The organism is Puniceibacterium sp. IMCC21224 (assembly GCF_001038505.1).
In the GTDB taxonomy this organism is placed as follows: domain Bacteria; phylum Pseudomonadota; class Alphaproteobacteria; order Rhodobacterales; family Rhodobacteraceae; genus Puniceibacterium.
The window spans coordinates 53,471-72,667 of record NZ_LDPY01000001.1 but is presented as its reverse complement, the minus strand read 5'-3'; the positions used below and the strand labels follow the sequence as shown (position 1 = coordinate 72,667).

The 19,197-nt window shown below is 63.1% G+C and carries 13 protein-coding genes; 11 read left to right on the top strand and 2 right to left on the bottom strand.

The genetic code is table 11. The features are described from left to right. Positions 1 to 2: 2 nt before the first annotated feature. From tssC to tagF, 11 genes are read left to right on the top strand one after another with little or no spacing between them, the layout of a single operon-like run. Complete coding sequence (gene tssC / locus IMCC21224_RS00330; RefSeq protein WP_047993636.1) at positions 3 to 1,511, top strand: type VI secretion system contractile sheath large subunit; 1,509 nt, start codon at positions 3 to 5, stop codon at positions 1,509 to 1,511. Between the two features lie 31 nt (positions 1,512 to 1,542). After that, positions 1,543 to 2,031, top strand: a complete 489-nt coding sequence (locus IMCC21224_RS00325; protein ID WP_047993635.1) for a type VI secretion system tube protein Hcp — start codon at positions 1,543 to 1,545, stop codon at positions 2,029 to 2,031. Positions 2,032 to 2,057: 26 nt separating this feature from the next. Beyond that, complete coding sequence (gene tssE, locus IMCC21224_RS00320; protein ID WP_047993634.1) at positions 2,058 to 2,780, top strand: type VI secretion system baseplate subunit TssE; 723 nt, start codon at positions 2,058 to 2,060, stop codon at positions 2,778 to 2,780. Next, complete coding sequence (tssF, locus tag IMCC21224_RS00315) at positions 2,780 to 4,657, top strand: type VI secretion system baseplate subunit TssF (protein ID WP_047993633.1); 1,878 nt, start codon at positions 2,780 to 2,782, stop codon at positions 4,655 to 4,657. The genes tssE and tssF overlap by 1 nt, the downstream gene beginning before the upstream one ends. Next, positions 4,621 to 5,685: a type VI secretion system baseplate subunit TssG gene (gene tssG, locus IMCC21224_RS00310; protein ID WP_082135094.1), complete on the top strand. Its 1,065-nt coding sequence runs from the start codon at positions 4,621 to 4,623 to the stop codon at positions 5,683 to 5,685. The genes tssF and tssG overlap by 37 nt, the downstream gene beginning before the upstream one ends. Beyond that, the gene (tagH, locus tag IMCC21224_RS00305; RefSeq protein ID WP_047993632.1) at positions 5,682 to 7,151 is read left to right on the top strand and encodes a type VI secretion system-associated FHA domain protein TagH; all 1,470 of its coding nucleotides are present in this window, start codon (positions 5,682 to 5,684) and stop codon (positions 7,149 to 7,151) included. Before tssG ends, tagH begins: the two co-directional genes overlap by 4 nt. 4 nt (positions 7,152 to 7,155) lie before the next feature. Next, on the top strand, positions 7,156 to 7,614 hold the full coding sequence (gene tssJ / locus IMCC21224_RS00300) for a type VI secretion system lipoprotein TssJ (RefSeq protein ID WP_047993631.1): 459 nt from the start codon (positions 7,156 to 7,158) through the stop codon (positions 7,612 to 7,614). A gap of 21 nt (positions 7,615 to 7,635) precedes the next feature. Next, positions 7,636 to 8,970, top strand: coding sequence for a type VI secretion system baseplate subunit TssK (gene tssK / locus IMCC21224_RS00295; RefSeq protein ID WP_047993630.1), 1,335 nt, complete (start codon positions 7,636 to 7,638; stop codon positions 8,968 to 8,970). Between the two features lie 4 nt (positions 8,971 to 8,974). Beyond that, positions 8,975 to 10,315: a type IVB secretion system protein IcmH/DotU gene (gene icmH, locus IMCC21224_RS00290; RefSeq protein ID WP_047993629.1), complete on the top strand. Its 1,341-nt coding sequence runs from the start codon at positions 8,975 to 8,977 to the stop codon at positions 10,313 to 10,315. A 3-nt stretch (positions 10,316 to 10,318) separates the two neighbouring features. After that, positions 10,319 to 13,855, top strand: coding sequence for a type VI secretion system membrane subunit TssM (tssM, locus tag IMCC21224_RS00285; RefSeq protein WP_047993628.1), 3,537 nt, complete (start codon positions 10,319 to 10,321; stop codon positions 13,853 to 13,855). A gap of 4 nt (positions 13,856 to 13,859) precedes the next feature. After that, on the top strand, positions 13,860 to 14,348 hold the full coding sequence (tagF, locus tag IMCC21224_RS26310) for a type VI secretion system-associated protein TagF (protein ID WP_053078850.1): 489 nt from the start codon (positions 13,860 to 13,862) through the stop codon (positions 14,346 to 14,348). On the opposite strand, the gene IMCC21224_RS00275 is transcribed toward tagF, so the two are convergent. Both IMCC21224_RS00275 and IMCC21224_RS00270 read right to left on the bottom strand, forming a co-directional pair. After that, on the bottom strand, positions 14,335 to 16,659 hold the full coding sequence (locus tag IMCC21224_RS00275; RefSeq protein ID WP_047996755.1) for a type VI secretion system Vgr family protein: 2,325 nt from the start codon (positions 16,657 to 16,659) through the stop codon (positions 14,335 to 14,337). The genes tagF and IMCC21224_RS00275 overlap by 14 nt on opposite strands. Positions 16,660 to 16,754: 95 nt before the next feature. Further along, a complete protein-coding gene (locus IMCC21224_RS00270) occupies positions 16,755 to 19,196 on the bottom strand; it encodes an ImcF-related family protein (RefSeq protein WP_047993627.1) in 2,442 nt (813 codons plus the stop codon). Position 19,197 lies beyond the last annotated feature (1 nt).

The following is a 19,197-nucleotide window of genomic DNA, read 5'->3' as shown; positions in this document are numbered from 1 at the left end:
GCATGGCCGAAGAAGAAAAGCAGGCAGCAGGCGGCGCAGCCGAGGCAGAAGCGATTGATCTGGGGGAATTCAGCGACCTGCTGGAAAAGGATTTCAGGGTCAAGGATTCCGAGGGCGAAAAGCTCCAGTCGCTGGTGGCCAATCTGGCGCTTGCCGCCAAAGAGCGGTCCGGCACTGCTGCGATTTCCGGCAATGCGGTCAAGTCGATCAAGTCGCTGATCGCGGGCATCGACCAGATGCTGTCCAAGCAGATGAACGAAATCCTGCACGCCCCCGAAGTCCGCGAGATCGAGGGCACCTGGCGCGGTTTGCATTATCTGGTGAACAACACCGAGACGGATCAAAAGCTCAAGATCCGGGTGCTGAACGTCAAAAAGGACGAGCTGGCCGACCATCTTGAAGATTACGAAGGTCAGATGTGGGACCAGTCGCCGGTCTTCAAAAAGGTCTACAGCGACGAATATTCGATGTTCGGCGGCGAACCCTTTGGCGCCATCGTCGGAGCCTATGAATTCAGCCACAAGCCCAAGGATGTGGGCATGCTGCGCAATCTTAGTGGCATCTGCGCCTCGGCGCATGCGCCGTTCATTGCCGCCGCTGCGCCGCAATTGTTCCGTATGGAAAGCTGGCAGGAACTACCCAACCCGCAGGATCTTGAGCAGATCACGTCCAGCCCAGATTATGCATCATGGCAGAGCCTGCGGGAATCAGAGGATGCCCGGTATATCGGACTGACGATGCCGCGTGTGCTGGGCCGTCTGCCCTATGGCGCGGAAACTGTGCCTGTCAAAGGCTTCGATTTCGAAGAAGAGATCGACGGCCAGCACGACCACTATGTCTGGATGAACGCCGCCTTTGCCATGGGCGTGAACATCAACCGCAGCCACAAGATTTCCGGCTGGGGCACGCAGATCCGCGGCGTGGAATCCGGTGGCACGGTGATGAACCTGCCGGTCCACACCTTCCCGACCGATGATGGGTCGGTGTCGATGAAATGCCCGACCGAGATTGCCATCGACGACCGCCGTGAGGCGGAGTTGGCCAAGCTGGGAATGATGCCGATTCTGCACCGCAAGAATACGGATGTCGCGGCCTTTATCGGTGCGCACAGCCTGCAGGACGACGAAACCCGGGCCGGCCGTCTGGTCGACCCGGATGCGCAGGCGAATGAGCGCCTGTCGGCCAACCTGCCGTATTTGTTTCCGGTCAGCAGGTTCGCCCACTATCTCAAGGCGATTGCGCGCGACAAGGTCGGGACGTTCAAGGAACGCGCCGATATGCAAATTTGGCTCAGCGAGTGGATTAATCGCTACGTGCTGGCCAATCCGGCCATGGCTGATGACAAGGCCAAGGCCAAAAGACCGCTGGCTGCTGCCGAGGTGCAGGTGGACAGCGTTGAAGGACGGCCCGGATATTATAACGCCCGATTCTTCCTGCGGCCGCATTACCAGCTTGAGGGGATCAACGCCTCCCTCCGGCTGGTGTCGGAACTACCATCAGTGAAAACTTAAAACGCATAGATAGACCACGAGGAGACCCAAAATGGCTTTAGCCGGATATATGAAAATTGGCGATATCGAAGGTGAATCGCAACGCGCGGAACATGAGAACGAGATCGATATCCATGACGTGCAATGGAATATCGAACAGGGCTCTGCCGCGCAGGTTGGTAAGGGGCGCGCCCGCGCCCGCGCCCAGGTCGGGGCCCTGAACCTGAAAAAGTTCATGGACGCGTCCTCACCCTACCTGATGCTGGCCTGTATGCAGGGCAAGTCGTTTCCGGACATGGTGCTGTCGATCCGCAAGGATAGCGGCGACGCGCATCTCGATTACCTCATCATCACGATGGAGAATGTCACCATCTCGAAATGCGAGCTGGTTGGAATCGGAGACGAGGAAGACGGCCAGATGATCGAAGAGGAACTGGGGCTGGTGTTCGAGAACGTGACCGTCAAATACACTGTTCAAGAGGACGATCATTCCGCCGGTGCCGAGCACGAGATCTCGTTCGATATTGCAGCGGGTGTCTGATGATGTGTCGGGCGGGGCATTGATCTGTGGCTGATCGCCGTGATGCCCCGCCCATTTCCCGGCAGGAAGCCGTGCAGCCGTCCCTGTGGGACAGGCTGATCGACGATCTGCCGGGGCTTGTCGCTGAATCCGACGCGCTGCGCCGCGATCTGGCGCGCGCCCTCGGCTCTGACGAGGGGGCCGAGGCGCTGATTTCCGGCGGCGTGCGCGCCATCGAACAGCGCAGCGATCTGGACGACGACACGCGTCTGCTGGCGCACCGTGTGGCAAAAATCATGGCGCGGCGCAGGCGGCTCGAAGAAAGCGGTGAGATTGTCACCGCTGACGTACTGCGCGAGGCCGTGCGGCGCGACATCGAAATGCTGTTCAATATCGAACGGCTGGAGGCGCAATTCTTGCTGACCGAACGCGAAGCCATGGAACACCCTGACTCTGCCGATCTTCTGGCCGGGTTCCCCGAGGTGCGCAGCAGCGTCGTCAATTACGGTGTACCGTCATTTTCGGGGCGGTCGGGGTCGGATTTCAACAAGGACGACCTCGCGCGTGAGATCAAATCGGTGCTGAACATCTATGAACCTCGGTTAAAGCGCGACTCGGTTCGGGTCCGGGTGCGCACCGGCGAAAAGACCGGATTGCGGATCGACATCGACGGGGTGCTGCTGTTGTCGCCGGTGCCAGAGCGGCTGCGGCTGTCGACCAGCATCGACCTCGACAACGGACGCGCCATGACCGCGCTGGAGGATCGCTGATGGATCAGGCGTTCCTGGAGTATTACGAGGAAGAGCTGTCGCATATCCGGTCGTTGGCGCAGGAGTTTTCCGCGCTGCATCCCAATGTCGCGCGCAACCTGTCGATGGAATCGATTCCCTGCCCGGATCCCTATGTCGAACGCCTGCTCGAAGGGGTGGCGTTTCTGGCGGCGCGCACCCGGCTCAAGGTTGATGGCGAGGCAAGCCGCTATGTACGCAACCTGATCGACACGCTTTATCCCGATCTGGCGGGGCCTGCGCCGGCGATGACCATGGCGACGATGACGCCGGGGCCACAGGTGCAGCGCATGCTCGACGGGCATGTGATGACGCGGGGCACGCGGCTGATGTCGGGACTGCGCGAGGGTCAGCAGACCCGCTGCGTCTACACCACCGCGCAGCCGGTGCATCTGTGGCCGGTGCAGATCGGATCGGTCAGCTACCTGCAGGACAAGGGCGCGCTGGCCCAGGCCGGTGTCGGCGAAGGCGCGACCCGCGATGCCGCTGCCGGCATCCGCATCACGTTGAAACGCCAGGGCGCGGGACGGTTGGCGGAACTGTCTTTGGATCAGCTCGACCTTTATTTCGGTGCTGGGACGCGGGGCGGGGCGATTTTTGACGCGGTGTTCGGCTTTGGCACCGGCACCGTGGCACGGCCCGCCGATGCCACCACCCGATTCCGGCAGGTCGGTGCCCCCGGCATGATTGGCATCGACGATGCCGAGGCGCTGTTGCCGCGGGTGCGTTCTTCGTTTGAGGGGTATCGCCTGCTGCGCGAATATTTCCTGATGCCCGAGCGGTTCTATTTTCTGCGGCTTGACGGGCTGGCACCGGTGATCCGCGCCAGCGATACGCATGATGTTGAAATCGTGGTGCTGCTGCGCAACGAACGACCCGACCTCTCTGGCATTGCGGCGCAGGATTTTCGCCTGTTCGCAACGCCCGTGGTCAATCTGTTCGAGCATGAATGCAATATCGTGGAACTGCGCAACAACCGCCCCGCACATATCGTTCAGGCCGACCGCACCCGCCCCCGAGATTACGAGATTTACCGCCTGTTGCGGGTCGAAGACGCGGAAACCGATGGGGCGCAGGCCCGCGTCACGCCGCTGTTTTCGACCGAGGCACAAGCCGATAGCGGCCACGTTTATTCCGCTGATCGCCGCCCGCGCCGCCCGGATACCGAAGAGGTGCGGCGCGGTCAGACCCGCAGCAGCTATGTCGGCGATGATTTCTATCTCTCGGTCGGGCGACCTACTGGCGCGCGCGCGGTGCGCCCGCTGCGGCGGCTGGATGTGCGTGCGCTGTGTACCAACCGCGATTTGCCGATCCTGGATGACATGCCGGTGCTGACACTAGATTCCGGCGATCCGGTGCAGACCGTCACGCTGTTGGGGCCGATGCGCCGACCGCGTCCCAGCCTGCGTGCCAGTCTGCCCTCGGGTGCAACCGGTGAACGGCAGATAGACGACCTGACCTGGCGCTGGATTTCGCAACTTAGCCTGAATCACATCAGCCTTGCCGGGGACGAGGCTGGCGCCGAACCCCTGCGTGCACTGCTGAAACTTTACGCTGATCGGGGTGATCCCGCCTTGCGCCGCCACGGTACGTCGGTGGTGCGGCTGCGGTCGCGTCCGGTGGTGGAGCGGTTGCAAGTCGCCGGGCCGCTGTGTTTTGGCCACGGAACCGAGATCACGCTGGATATCAACGAGGGGTTGCTGTCTGGTGGCAGTTCGCTGCTGCTGTCGGCGCTATTGGCGCGGCTCTTTGCGCGGCACAGTGCGATCAATTCATTTGTCTGCACCCGCACGCAGCTAACCCAGCAACAAACGGAGGTGAGATGGCCGATGACTCCGGGCACACGCGCGCTGATCTGACCTCACCCGAGGGGATCGCGCGGATGGATTTTTTCGAGTTGCTGCGCCAGCTCGAAACTGCGGACCTGCGCTTTGGTCGTGCGGGGGGGGCGGATCGCGAACCGGCGCGATTGGGGCAGACCGCGCGCATGGCCTTTGCCGCCAGCGACGTGGCTGAGATGACGCCGGGCAACGCAGAACACCCGCCGAAGATCGGTGTCAACGTTCTGGGGCTGATCGGGCCCGAAGGTCCGATGCCGCTGCATATGACCCGCTGGATCATGGAGCGGCTGTCGAACCGCTGGTTTGCCGGCGATGCCCAGCAGGGCGCGACGGCGGACACCTCGTTTCTTGATTTCATTAACATGCTGCAACACCGGCTGATTGCGCTGTATTGGCGCGCCTGGGCCGATGCCCGCCCCGAGGTGCATATCGCCCATGGTGACGGTGGGCGAGTGACGGCGATGATGCGGTCGCTGGCTGGGCTGGGTCTGCCGGGCACCACCACCGATGATATCCGGCTGGACGGGGCCAAACTGCGCCACGCCACGTCATTGGCATTAGAGGCGCGCAGCCCCGAGCGGCTGACCGCGTTTCTGGAAACCGTACTGGGGGTGCCCGTGGCGCTGGGCGAATTTCAGGGGGTCTGGATCGACATTCCGCAACATCTGCAAAGCCGATTGGGGATGCAGCACGCTGGACTTGGCTCTGGTGCCGTGATCGGCGGGCGCGTGTTTGACCGGCAATCCCATGCCGAGCTGCGGTTGGGTCCGCTGACGCTGGCGCAGTTCAACGCCTTTCTCGATGACAGCATCGCCCGCGACCGGCTGCGGCAGGCGCTGGTGTTTGCGGCGGGCAAGGATATCGCCTTTGGTCTGCGGCTGGTGCTGGCGGCAGACGCGGTACCGCAGGCGCGGCTTGGCGCGTGCCAGTTGGGGCGGACGACATGGCTGAATCCTGACCCGGACCGCAATGCTGACGATCTGGCCTTTGCCAACGTCACTGAACCATCCCATTCCCTGACCCCGGCCCAAAGGAGCGCCGCATGACCCTGCGTCTTGTCATCGAATCGTCCCCCAGCCCGCAGACGGTGACCGAACGGCTGTTTGATGGCGGGCAGTTGTCGATCGGGCGCGGCGACGAGGCCGACTGGCAGCTTGCCGATCCCAAGATGTTCGTGTCGCGCCGTCACTGCATCCTGAGCGAAGAGGGCGGGCGCGTGATGGTTACAGATGCGTCGTCTGGCGGGCTGTTCATCGACAATGCGGCCAATCCGGTGGGGCCGGGAAACGCTGTGCCGGTTGAGCCGGGGATGCGGTTACATTTGGGTGATTTTATCCTGAGGGTCGAGGCGGCGCGGGCTGCGCCGGGGACCGAGGCCCCAAAACCGCGCGCGACCTCAAAGGGCGGGTTCTTTGCGGACGAGCCACCCGCCCCGCCGCCCGAGCCGACCGCCCCCCGGCCCGACACGCTGCCTGATCCGTTTGGTCTGCGCAGCGACAGCGCACCCGGCGCACGACACAAAGAGATGGCGCGCCCGCCCCGACCGCTTGATCAGGCGGATCCTTTTGGGCTCGATCTGCGTAGCGCGTTTGACGACCGGCCCGAGCATGAGCCAGAGAGGGATACCCCCCCAGCCGAGCGCCCGGCTGGCGGCGGATATTTCGACGCTGCGCCCTCTTCTGCCGCTCCGGTCGAGCCTACCCGACCGGAGCCAAATACACCGGGCCCGACCAAAAAGGACATCTTTGGCAGCTGGAGCTCTGGCCTGGATGAGGACGACGAAGACGAAGAGCCAACGCCGCCGCCGATCTCTCTGGTGCCGGATCCACCGCCCCGTGCGCCCGTCGAACCCGACCTGCCTGTGCCCCCGGTGTCGGAACCCGTCAGCGCCAAGGGTCCGGTTGCCCGAAATGTTCCGCCAATGTCATCCGAGGATGGTGATCTGCGCGATGCGCTGTTGCGCGGTATGGGGATAGATCCGGCGAGCCTGCCCGCCTCAGACGATCCTGTCGCCGAAATGGAACATCTTGGGCGCTGCATGCACGATATGGCTGAAGGCGTGATGCTGTTGCTGCGCACCCGTGCGCAGGAAAAGCAAAAGGTGCGTGTCGCCCAGACCATCATCGCCAGCGCCGATGTGAATCCGCTCAAATTCCTCGCTACGCCTGAGGATGCGCTGACGGCGCTGATCCGCCCGCGCGGACGCGGCTATCTGCCACCGGACGAGGCGGTGCCAGCCGCCTTTCGTGACCTTGCCGATCATCAGGTCCGTACCTGGAGCGCGTTGCAAATTGCCCTGCGCCGCATGGTGGACAAGTTCGATCCAGCCGAGATCGAAAAGGAAATGAGTGATGTTGGGATGCTCGAATCCCTCGTCGCGGGGGGGCGCAAGGCCAAGCTGTGGCAGATCTATGCGGACCGGTATCGCGACATCGCCCAATCGGCGGAAAAGCAGTTTTTGGGCGATGTCGGCGGAGATTTCAGAGATGCTTATGAAAACAAAGGGAGTTAGAGAAATGATCCTTGTACGCCGTACCTTTCTGCTAAGCAGCGCCGCGGGCATCGGCCTGATCCTGTCGGGCTGTGGCGAAGATGCACCGAACATCCTCACCGTCCGCGCGCAGGCGGGCGCGGGTATGAATCCTGGCCCCGATGGCAGCGACCGTCCGGTGACGCTGAGCATTCTGCAACTGTCGGGGTCTGGTGCGTTTGACGCCGCTGATTATTTCGCGTTGCAAAATCCGGCCTCGGCGCTGGGCAGCGATCTGGTCAAGGCGGATCAGCTGGTTCTGGCCCCCGGTGGGTCTGCCAGCCGCGCGATCACCATTCAGCCAACCACGAGCATCATTGGCGTTGTCGGTGGCTTTATCAATCCCACAGGCCGCACTGTGCGTAGCAAGATTGCAGCGCCCGGTGCCAGTCAGGGTCTTATCATCAGCGTCGGAGCGAGCGGGCTGTCGCTCGCGACGGCGTGACGTCATGCCAGAAGGAAAACCATGACTGACAGGAACAAGGTTGTTTGGTCCGAGGGGCTGTTTCTGCGGACCCAGCATCTGCAACAGCAGGACCGGCACACCGACTGGCTGATCCGGCAGTTGTTGGGCGCGATGCCGCGACACAGCTTTGGCTTTAGTGCGCTTGGGTTGGACCCGACCGCGCTGGAGGAAGGGCAGATTGCCGTGTCTGTGGCCGAAGGGGTGTTGCCGGACGGCACCTTTTTCGCGGTCCCCGGTGATACGGCCGGGGTCGCGTCGGTTCCGGTCACGGCCAAATCTGGCACGGGACTGGTGCATTTGGCACTGCCGACGGCGGGCGCTGGGGCGGCGCAGATTGACCCGGCCCATGCGCAACCTTCGGGCACACGCTTTCGCGGCACGGTGATCGAGGTGCGCGACACCATCCGCGGCGGGGCCGAACCAACCGAGATCGAGGTTGCCGCCCTTGCGCCGAAACTGCTGCTGCCCGGTGACGAGGTGGCAGGATACACCACGCTGCCGATTGCCCGGATCGAGGGGCTGAGCGGTGAGGGCGCGGTTTCGTTGGACCCGGCATTTCTGGCCCCGGCGCTGAATATCGGCGCGGTTGGCTGGTATGGTCAACTTCTCAAGGAGCTGGTGACCGGGCTGGATCGGATCGCGGATGCCCATGGCGCGATGGTGCTGGGCGGCACCGGCGCGTCGATGGAGAATCTGTTGATCCTGGAACTGGCCAATGCCGCCCGTCCGCGTCTGGCGCATATGGCGGCGCAGCTGAACGATCATCCTTCGGCGTTGTATCAGGAACTCAGTGGTCTGGCAGGGCGGATGGCGACTTTTGGGGCGTCGGCCCGCCGTCTGGGGGATCTGCCGGAGTACGACCACGCGGACCCGCAACTCAGCTTTCAGACGCTGGCCGATACATTGCGGTCGCTGGTGCTGTCGTTGCGCCATGTCGAACCGAAAAGCCGCGCGTTGCGGGTGTCACGCCATGCGGAAAACATCTGGACCGTGCGGATTGATAACCCCGAGATCATCGCCAACAGCCGTATTGTGCTGCGTGTTGGTGGTGATATTTCCGAGAAACTACTGCGCAAGATCTTTGTCGATCAGGCCACGGTGGGGGCGGCGGACGCGTTCGATGCGCTGTGGAAATCGCGGCTGACCGGCATCCCGCTTAAGCCACTGAATTCGCAACCGCGCGAGATCCCGTATGATGGCGACCGGCTGTGTCTTGAGCTGGACCGCACGTCCGAACATTGGGCGGCGCTGGCCGATGCGCCGGGGTTTGTGCTGGGGGTGGCGGGTCAGCTGGACCGGGAACCACAGATCGACTGCTACGCGGTGAGCCGGTGAAAATATGAACGCTGACGACCCCTTTGGCCTTGAGAACGACGCCGGACGCACCCGCATCCGCCCGGTGCGCCGTGCGGCACAACCCGCGCCGCGCCGCGCCGGGCCTGCGGCCACCGGCACGCCGCTGCGCACCGCCCGGGCCAGCGACAATCCGTTGCTCAACGCCTACGCCGCGTTGCTGGGCATGGCCCCGGAACTGGAACGCGCCACCGCACCCGAAAATCCGGATGTGTTGCGCACAAGGCTGTTGGAGACGCTGACGCAGGCCCGCGATTCTGCTGTGTCGGCGGGTGTGCCGCTGTCGCGCGCCGATCAGGGGGCGTGGTTTGTCGCGGCGCTGCTGGATGACATCGCGCTGAACACGCCATGGGGCGGGCACTCTGGCTGGCCGCGGATGCCGCTGGTGGTGTCGATGTATGGCAATGTCGACGCCGGTGAGCGGTTCTTTGATCTGGCCGAGGATCTGATCCGGTTCCCCGAGCGCGACCCACAATTGCTGGAACTGGTGTTCCTGTGCCTGTCGCTGGGGTTTCGCGGTAAACACCGGATCAACCCCGGCGCGGGCGAGGCGGCGATTGCCCAGATGCGGGTGCAGATGAATCGCTTGTTGCGCGACCGCGACGCCGCCGACGCGCCGCTTGCCCCGCACTGGAAAGGGGTTGAGGCGGCAGATGAAAGCCGCGGCTTTATTGTGCCGCTGTGGTCCATCGGGCTAATGGCGATTGCCCTGATCATGGTGGTTTATGTCGGGCTGGGCATCCAGCTTTCGAACCGGGGCGAGAGGTTGTTTACCCTGGCCAGCGTCCTGCCGCCGCCGGAACGTGCGGACATCTTTCGCCCGATTATCGAAACCGTCGAGCAGCCGCTGCTGACCGCCGATCCGCTGGTGTTCGAATTGTTGCCGCTGTTCGCCGAAGCTGCGCCAAAGGACACCGCCAGCGCCCTGACCGGGCGCGAGGACGTGTCGATTGCCATCGTGGTTGTACAGGCCACCAACCCCGAGGTGTTCCGGTCAGCCAAGGCCGATCTGAACGCAGGCTATAGCCCGCTGATCGCCAGCGTCGCTCAGGTGATCCGCGACAACGCCGAATTTATCGGATCGGTTCGGGTGGTTGGCCACACTGACAGTATTCCGGTGCAGCGGTCCAACCCATTCCGGTCCAATCAGGGGCTCAGCGAGGCGCGTGCCAAGACCATCGCCGACATGCTGGTGCAGGCGGGTGTGCCTGCCGGGCTGGTCGCGTCCGAGGGCAAGGCCGCGACCGAGCCGATTGCCGATAATGGCACCAAACCGGGCCGTGCCCGCAATCGTCGCGTCGAAATCATTTTGCAGAAAAAGGTCTGACGCATGTCGTTCCTGAAAAAGATCCTTGGTTTTCTGTTTTCGCGGTTCCTGTGGACCCTGATCGGCATCGCCATCCTGTGCGTCCTGATCTGGTTCTACGGCCCGCTGATCAGCGTGGGCGACGCGGCGCCGTTGGCCGGGGATTTGACGCGGATCGTGGTGATCGGCGTCATTATCATCCTGTGGCTGGTGTCGATGCTGATCCGTCAGTTGCGCGCCGCGCGGGCCAACCGCGCCTTTGTCGCCGAACTCGCCGCCCCGGCACCCGAGATGATCGCCGCCCCCGGTGACGAGAATCTGGCCGAGGTGCAGGCCAAGTTTCAAGGCGTGATGGAGCAGATGAAGCGGTCAAAACTCGGTGGGCGCAAATTCCTGCGTGACATGCCGTGGTACGTGATCATCGGACCGCCGGGTACGGGCAAGACGACGGCGCTGCGCCAGTCCGGCCTGCATTTCCCGATTGATTTGTCTGATGACCTCAAAGGGATCGGGGGCACGCGCAACTGCGATTGGTTCTTTACGGAAGACGCGGTGCTGATCGACACCGCCGGGCGCTATGTCCAACAGCAAAGCGACCCAGACGTGGATTCCGCCGAATGGAAAGGCTTTATCGACCTGCTGGTCAAACATCGCGGTCGGCGCGCGCTGAATGGAGTGATCCTGACCCTGTCGGTCGAGGAACTGGCCGGTGACGATGTATCAATCCGCGAACATGGCCGCGAGATCCGCAAGCGTCTGGCCGAACTGCGCGAAGAGACCGGGCTGAAATTGCCGGTCTATCTGATGATCACCAAGGCCGATCTGGTGCCGGGATTCGAATCCTTCTTTGGCGATCTGAATGCACGCGAACGCGAACAGGTCTGGGGCGCGACGCTGGGCACCGCCGACCGTGTTGACGGGCTGACGGTTGAGCGCGAAATGAAGGTGATGCAAGAGGCGCTGGAAGAGCGGATGACCGCCCGCATCGCCGAGGATGTGCCGCTGGCGCAGCGGGCTGAGATCTTTCGGTTTCCCAGCCAGCTTGATCAACTCACCAGCCCGCTCAAGGTGCTGATCGAGGCGGTGTTCGGAGAAAGCCGGTACGAGGACAGCCCGTGGATGCGCGGCGTTTATTTCACCTCTGCCACACAAGAAGGGTCGCCCATCGACCGGATGGTGTCGGGTATCGCCGCATCGCTGGGCCTGACCGCACCGATGCCCGAACGCCGGGCGCATGGCAACACCCGCAGCTTTTTCCTGCGCAACTTGCTGACCGATCTGATCTTTCCCGAGGCCGGTCTGGGCCGGTTCGATCCCCGGGCCGAGGAGCGCCGCCGCTGGATCTGGCGTGGCACCCTGGCGGCGGCGTCGCTGGCGGTGGTGGTTCTGGCAACGCTGTTTCTGTTTTCGTTCATGCGTTACAACGGGGCCTTGGGTGAACAGGAACGCCAGCTTGCCAATCTGTCGGCACGACTGGCCAATGTCGCCGCGCGGCAGGCGCCGACCGATCCGCTGGACCTGAACCTCGCGCTGGATGCGGCAAACGAGACGGTGAATGCTGAAACGTATGTCGAGGGCGGCGTGCTGACCTTGTTAGGGCCGACGGCTGAACCAGAATTGGCGCAGGTGCACCGCATTGCCTATGATCAAACGCTGCGCAATATTCTGGAACCGCGCATGGTCGCCCTGCTTGAGGCGACGATGTGGCGGCATTCGCGCGACCCAGAATTTCTGCTGGGGGCGTTGAAATCCTATCAGATGCTGACGGGGCAGGCGCCCTATGACGCGGCATTTCTGGGTGTCTGGTGGCAGACGGTTTTGCCCGAATTTTCGCCTATCGACCCATTCCCCACGGATGAATCCGTCGATCACCAATTGGCGGCTTTGGTCCGCATGGCGGGCGAAGAGGACAAGATCGCGTCGGACCCCGCGCTTGTCTCGACTGCGCTGGAAAGCATCTGCACCATTCCGCTTGCGGTGCGCGCCTATCGCAACCTGCGTTCGGACCCCAGCCTGACCGGCCTGTCCGATTGGGTGCCAGCGGAAAAGACCGGGCCGAATGGCGCCCGTGTTTTGACCCGGCTGTCGGAAAAGACCCTGCGCGTCGGCCTGCCGGGGGCGTTTACCTATGATGGATTTCACAATGCTGTGCTGCCGCTGGTGCCCGAGGTGGCGGCGCAGGCGACGCTGGATCGCGCTGTGTTCGCGGGCGGTTGTTCCGAGAGTTCGGACGCGTCGGTCGATACGCTGGAAACTGATATCCTCAAGCTTTACTACGATGATTTCATCGCGCAGTGGGATGGGTTCCTGCGGGACATCCGCCTGACGCCAATCGGGGATCTGGTGCAGGCGCGTCAGAACCTCAAAGATCTTGCCTCGGCCGATTCCGCGTTGAAACGGTTGTTGGAGTCGGTGGTGTTCGAGACGCACCTTGCCCATGTCGACGAAGCGGGCGGCGGCAATGCTGCGGTGGAAAAGGGCGCGCTCAAGGCGGTGTCGAAACTGGGTAAGCTGGGCAAACTGGTCAAGGCCGGAGCCAAGATCGCCAAGTCGTCGGACAGTGGTCCCCCGCCGCTGCCGCCGGGTACTCCGGTGTCCGATCACTTCGCCCCGATCCGCGGCACGGTGCAAGAGGTCGATGGGCAGCCGCCGTTGTTAGACGACGCCGTAGCGGCGCTGACCGCGTTGTCGAATGAGCTACAGACCGTCGCGGCCAGCCCCGATCCGCAGGCCGCATTGTTGGCGCGGGGGGGATTGCCGCAACTGACTGGTGCCATCGCGAACGAGGCCGCGAGCCTGCCTGACCCGATCGACAGCTGGATTGCGGGCATCGCAGGCGACACGATCAGCGTCACGCGCGAGGCGGTGATTGCCCAGCTTAACGCCCGTTGGCGGGCCGACGTACTGCCGTTCTGCGTTTCGGCCACTTCTGGCAGATATCCGTTCGATCAGTCCAGCGCCATCGACGTGAACACGCTGGATTTTGCGCGCCTCTTTGGCAGCGGCGGGCTGGTGGACAGTTTCATCAATGACCATCTGCAACCCTATATCGACAACTCTGTCCGACCATGGAAATGGCGCGCCGATTTTGGTCTGGACGCCAAGCTGCTGCAACCGTTTGAAAATGCCCGGTCGATGCGTGATGCGCTGTTTCCCGGCGGAGCCGGACCGGTGCTGGCCTTTTCGCTGGAGCCGCGCGATCTGTCGGGCAATGCCAGCCGGGTGACGCTGAATGTCGACGGACAGGTTTTGACCTATTTCAACGCCGCCGCGCGACCCAGCCCGATGACATGGCCGGGACCGGATGGGACCAACATGATCACGCTCAGCTTTGCACCGGTGAACGGTACGGCCGAATTGGTCACATCCGAAACCGGAAGCTGGGCGATCCTGCGGCTGATCCGCAAGGGGCGGCTGGCCGCGACTGCGCTGCCCGAAGTCTTTACCCTGTCGCTGGCAGCAAGCGGGTTTTCCGCCAGCTTTAATCTGCGGGCTAATTCGGTGGAAAACCCGTTCGATCTGACGATGTTTTCGGGCTTTACCTGCCCGCGCGGATTCTAGGGGCGTGGCCACCGGGTTCTTTGGCAAACTGCCCGTTGCAGGGGATTTTGTCGCCCGTGGTCTGGCACCGGGGTTGCGCGCGGTGCTGGATCGCTGGCTGACGCTGCATTTTTCGCCGCTGGTACAGGACCCGGTCGGCTGGCCCGAAGGCGGGGTGCGTGGGCTGCTGCGCACGGCGCAAGGCACATGGATTCTGCTGATCGAACCGGGATTCGATGCGGTCGGACGGACCTATCCGCTGGTGGCCTGCACCGCCCATGGTGGCGCGGGGAGGGCCGAGGCGGATCGCTGGGCTGATGCTGTCTGGCCGCATCTGCTGGCGGCAATTGAACGCGGCACCGGCCCGGACGAGCTGATGATCACGCTGGCAGGGGCGGCGGACCCCGCGCCCGGTCTTGACATACCGCCGATCCCGTCGCTGTGGTGGGCCGGGGTCACCCCGACCTATCCAGAGGAGCATCTGCCACTCCTTGCCCGGATCAGTTCTGGTTGATCTTGCTGCCTTTCATGGTAATATCTTTACTGGCCTTGACGTTGATCTTGCCTGATCCCGTGATCGACACATCTTTGCCCTCGATCACGATGGTGCCGTCCTTCTTCATCTGAAAATTCGCCTTGCCACAGGTAAAGGTGATGCTGTCCACCGCTTTGACCACGATGTTCTTGCCGACCTCGACGGTATAATCTTCGCCTACGGTGACAGACATGTTCTTGCCCACGGCGGTCACGCTTTCCTCAGCGATCTCTAGGCTGTAGTTCTGGCCGATCTTGGTGCCCTGATCCTTGCCGATTTCGACCGACTGATTGGTGCCGATTTCCCAGCTGTCCGACAGGCCCACATCGTGGCTCTGGGTGGCGCCGACGCTCATCTGGCGCATGGCGCCGACGGTGTTGATCTGCGCCGCGCCGACGGTGCGGGTTTCCACCGCGCCGACCGTATCGGTTCGCGCGATGGCCACCATCACGGTCTGGTTTGCGCCCACGGTCTGGCTGTGGTTTGCACCGATGATTTCGTCGGAATTGGCACCGATCATGATGGTTTCGTTGACACCGACGGTCAGGCTGCGGTTGTTGCCGACGGTTTCGGTGTCGTTGTTGCCAATATTGATATCGCGATTCACGCCGACAGCGGTGGTCTTGTTGTTGCCGACCGTCTCGTCGCGATCATTGACCACATCCTGTTTGGCGTCATGGCCCACAGTTTCGGCGAAATCATTGTCGACGTTGCGGGTCTCGTTGTTCTTGATCCATTCGTTGTGGTCCTTTTCTGCCTGAAAATAGACCTCTTCCGAGCCTTTCAAATCCTCGAACCGCAATTCGTTCCAGCCGCCGCCGCCCTTGGACGAGTTGGATTTCCAACCCGATTGCGTTGCATTGCCGGGCAGGGCGTAGGGCGGCATCTGTTCGGCATTGTAGACCCGACCGGTGATGATCGGGCGGTCGGGGTCGCCATCGAGGAAGTCGACGATCACCTCTTGGCCGATGCGGGGGATCTGGATGAATCCCCAGCCTGATCCGGCCCAGACCGAAGAGACCCGGATAAAGCAGGTCGAATGTTCATCCAGCCCGCCCTCGCGGTCCCAGTAGAACTGCACCTTAACGCGGGCGTATTCGTCGGTATAAATCTCTTCGCCTGCGGGGCCGACGACGATGGCGGTTTGCGGCCCCTTCATCACCGGCCTGGGCGTGCGTTGCAGCGGACGATAGGCGGCATCCGACGGCACCATGCGATAGGTCGCAGCAAAGCCTTCGGGCCGGTCGCGGGTGGCGCGCGAAGAATATTGTCCGTCCCAAATATCGTAGTCGACGGCGAGGATCATATACCGGATGTTCTCTTCGTCGCGCGGATAGTCGAGCAGCTGGAACAGGTTGCCGGAACAGGGCGTCGGGGCGGTTGAATCTGCCCAGATCTGATGCGCGTGGGCCTGATCCTGCTGGTTGCGAATCCCCGCCAGATTTTCCCCTATGCCCTGCGCGCGGTAGCGACCGGGATAATGGTAGCGCTCCATACCGTCATTGTCGTGGCCTTTTAGGTTCTCGACCCGTGCGATCAGATCGGCTGACGGTGTTTCGAAATTATAGTCGGTCAGGGTGTGAGATCCGGACACGATCCTGTCGGTGCGGCTTAGCTTGGTCACCACACCGGCGCCGTCCCGTCCCGGCACATAGTTGGGTTCAAACCGCAACTGCTCGATCCCTTGGGCGGGGAACAGTTCGGTGGGATCGTCGGACAGGATCAGTTTGTGCTCCCCATCGTTAAAGATGAAGTGGTAAAAGATCCCCTCTTCCTCCATCAGTCTCTGGATAAAATCGAGATCGCTTTCGCCGTATTGCACGCAATATTCGCGGACCTCGGGCGAGCCGCGCAAATTCAGTTCGTAGTCCAGGACGTTATGTTCCGTGAGCAGGCTGGTGATGATGTCGGTGGCCGACATATCCTGAAAGATACGGTTGTCGGTGGTCTTGGACAACATCCACAGCTGCGGCCGCAGGATAAGGCGGTACATGAAGCGGTCCTCGTCGTCGTTGCCCTCGAACCGGAACTGATCGACAATACCACTGAAAAACCGCAGCAGGAACGGCGAGTCGGGGTCTGCCGCGACCGCGACTGTTACCGTCTTGCCCAGCAGGTCGTTGGCAGCGATGTTTGGGTCAAAACTGCGCGCCAGAACGCTATAGCGGTAACACTGGCTGACCTCGTCGCGTCCGGCGAGATGGGCGAACAACAGCGCGTCGTTCCCGTCAAACAGCGGCAGCGGCGTTACAAGATAGGCAATACGGTCTAAGGAAAAATCAATGGCCATTGCGTGGGCACCTTCCATCAGGGCTTTGCTGGAAAATCGGATGTGTCAATCTGGTCAGAGTATACGAGGAATCACCACCTGTGCAGGAAAATCCGTCACAGGGCAGGCGGACAGGCGAACCCTTGCAGGGCAGGGCGCACCGACACCGGATTGAGCGGCTCGGCAAATCCCATCTCAAGGAACACCCGCCCCGATTCAGTGCGCAGATCCAGCAGGACGCGGGCGCCATCGTCGCGCAGCCGCAGCCGCAGCCCGTCCATCAGACGTAACAGCCCCCAGGGACCGGAGTGCAGGAGGCGCGCACTGTCAGCCGAGTCGCGAAAGCTGACTTCGACCCCGGCCTGTGGTTGTGGCCCGGGCCAGCTCAGCGCGGCGGGTGCCCCGGTTGCACGCACCGGTTCGGCCACGCCGCCAATGGCAAACATGGTCTGACCGCGTTCCGCCAGCGCCGCGAGCGTTAGATCGTGGCGCAATGTGCCGTCCGGGCCGAACAGCCCTTGCGATACCTGTGCGGCGCGTTCCAGAAATGCGGCGCTTTCGGGCACAAGCCCGGCAAACCGCGCCTCGGGCTTCCAGCGCCACGGGCTGGTTTCAGTGTCCAGAAATGGCGCGGCGCTTTGGCGGGTATAGGTGGTCAGGACGCCCTGCGGACCTAGCAGTGCGGTCAGGTCGCCGACCGCCACATCCGGCCCGTTGGCAAAGGGATAATGCGCCGAAGTGACATCGCGGCACAGTGGAAACACCTCTTGCTGCCAGCCGCGGGTCAGCGGGTTCGAGGCGTTGCCCTGGGATTCGGGTTGGGCCGATTGCGCCAGCACATCCTCGGCAATCTGCACCACGATGCGCGGCGCGTTTTTCAGTGCGGTGATCGACCGCGCCCGATCCTGCACCGACATCAGCCGCTGGCTGCCCCGGCTCTGGCTGATGTCGATGGCGCCCAGTGCGACGTTTAGGGTGGAAAACAGCCGTGCGATTTCGCGCATCCGGCCCTGTTCGACATATTGGATCATCGCGCCAAATTCGCGGGCAAGCACCAGTTGTTGCGGGTGGCTGCGCGCCCGGTCGGCGCCACCAGCCTGCGCCCAGACTTGCCGCAGCAATCGGGTCAGCGGGTTTTCGGCCTGCGCCAGCGCGCCGGAGACGACAATCGCGGTTTCGCGCTGGGCAAATGGGCGCACCCGCAAATCGGCCAGCCAATCCTTCCAGAACGCGATGGTTTCCAGATGCAGCCGGTCCATCAGAAGGTCAGGAGAGCGGTTCTGCGTTGGCAACACCTGTCCGGTGATCCGCTGGGCCAGCGCGCGGGCTTGCTGCACCGCGCCCCCAACGGCAAAATCCCGCGCCTCGTCCCAGCCATGGGCGGTGAACAGCCCCGGCAGTGGCGTGTCGATGGGCAGGCCAGACCGGCGCAGCAGAACGTCGCCGATGCCGGGCACCTGGGCCACCGGATGCCAGGCGGGGAGGGCGCGCATGCGCTCAGCCCGCAACAGTTCGAGCCAGGCGCGGGCCGGTTCAGGCACTTCGGCGGCGAAGGCGCGGGCCTGATCCATCACGGTGCTATCGTTGGGTGTGATGTCGGTGGCGGGGCCATCCAGTGGCCCCAAATGCGCGCCGAGCCCGGCCAAACCCACCCGTTTGCCATTGTCCTCAAGCCAGCCGGTCAGGTAGGCCGGGCTCCAATCCTCCTCGCCGGTCAGGACCGACCAGGCCCGAAGCGCGTCATAAAGGATCAGCCCGTCGCCTTCGCTGGCCAGCACCTCTTCGATCCCGGCGGCAATCACCGGGGGAACGTGGCGCCGAACGGCGGCGGCATAGGTCGCGCGGGCCTGGGTTTCGCCATCGCCAAATGGCAATCGGATCACCCGGCGCAGCGGCGCGCGGCTGGCGGCCTGAGCCACGTGTTCCACCGCCGCCTGCATGTCGTCCAGCCGCTGTACCAACCCGGTGCCGGATTGAGGCCGGTCGAGTCCGATGCTCAGCGCTTCTTGGGCAAAAACTGCGGACAGGCGTTGGTGGAACCGGTACTCCAGCCAGCCCGTGTAGCCGATCAAAACCAGCGCCAGCACCACCACATATCCGCCAATCCTGAGGCCCCAATTGCCCGACGTCACGGTCCGGTGCGCATCGCGACCGACCTCGGCTTGCGCGATGAGGCGGCTCAGGAACCGTTCCAGATCGGCATAGTCCGCGCCCTGTCGCGCCGCAGTGTCGCGGAAATCCCGAATCCGGGCCAATGAAACGTCGCGCCCCTCGAACAGCTGGCGTTGCGCCAGAACCGACCACGTGCCCAGCGACACGCCCGTCGCCTGCCGCGCCCGCAAGTCCAGGAGCACAGCCAGTGCGTAGCGCGCCGGCTTGATCGTGGTCGCCGGCGCGCCACCGCGCGCAGCATCGCGTTCAAATGCGGCCAGCGCGCTTTGGGCCGAGCCGAGTATCGCATGCTCTCCGGCTTTTATCTGTCGGTTGAAATCGTCGATCAGGCCCAAAACCGGGGCGGCGGCGCGGTCCAGCGCGGATGGGTCCGGTCGCGGTGCCATG

What these genes read in the sequence shown, in the direction of transcription:
- tssC (WP_047993636.1), top strand. Translation starts at nt 3, where the DNA reads ATGGCCGAAGAAGAAAAGCAGGCAGCAGGCGGCGCAGCCGAGGCAGAA.
- IMCC21224_RS00325 (WP_047993635.1), top strand. Translation starts at nt 1,543, where the DNA reads ATGGCTTTAGCCGGATATATGAAAATTGGCGATATCGAAGGTGAATCG.
- tssF (WP_047993633.1), top strand. Translation starts at nt 2,780, where the DNA reads ATGGATCAGGCGTTCCTGGAGTATTACGAGGAAGAGCTGTCGCATATC.
- tssG (WP_082135094.1), top strand. Translation starts at nt 4,621, where the DNA reads ATGGCCGATGACTCCGGGCACACGCGCGCTGATCTGACCTCACCCGAG.
- tagH (WP_047993632.1), top strand. Translation starts at nt 5,682, where the DNA reads ATGACCCTGCGTCTTGTCATCGAATCGTCCCCCAGCCCGCAGACGGTG.
- tssJ (WP_047993631.1), top strand. Translation starts at nt 7,156, where the DNA reads ATGATCCTTGTACGCCGTACCTTTCTGCTAAGCAGCGCCGCGGGCATC.
- tssK (WP_047993630.1), top strand. Translation starts at nt 7,636, where the DNA reads ATGACTGACAGGAACAAGGTTGTTTGGTCCGAGGGGCTGTTTCTGCGG.
- icmH (WP_047993629.1), top strand. Translation starts at nt 8,975, where the DNA reads ATGAACGCTGACGACCCCTTTGGCCTTGAGAACGACGCCGGACGCACC.
- tssM (WP_047993628.1), top strand. Translation starts at nt 10,319, where the DNA reads ATGTCGTTCCTGAAAAAGATCCTTGGTTTTCTGTTTTCGCGGTTCCTG.
- IMCC21224_RS00275 (WP_047996755.1), bottom strand. Translation starts at nt 16,659, where the DNA reads ATGGCCATTGATTTTTCCTTAGACCGTATTGCCTATCTTGTAACGCCG.
- IMCC21224_RS00270 (WP_047993627.1), bottom strand. Translation starts at nt 19,196, where the DNA reads ATGGCACCGCGACCGGACCCATCCGCGCTGGACCGCGCCGCCGCCCCG.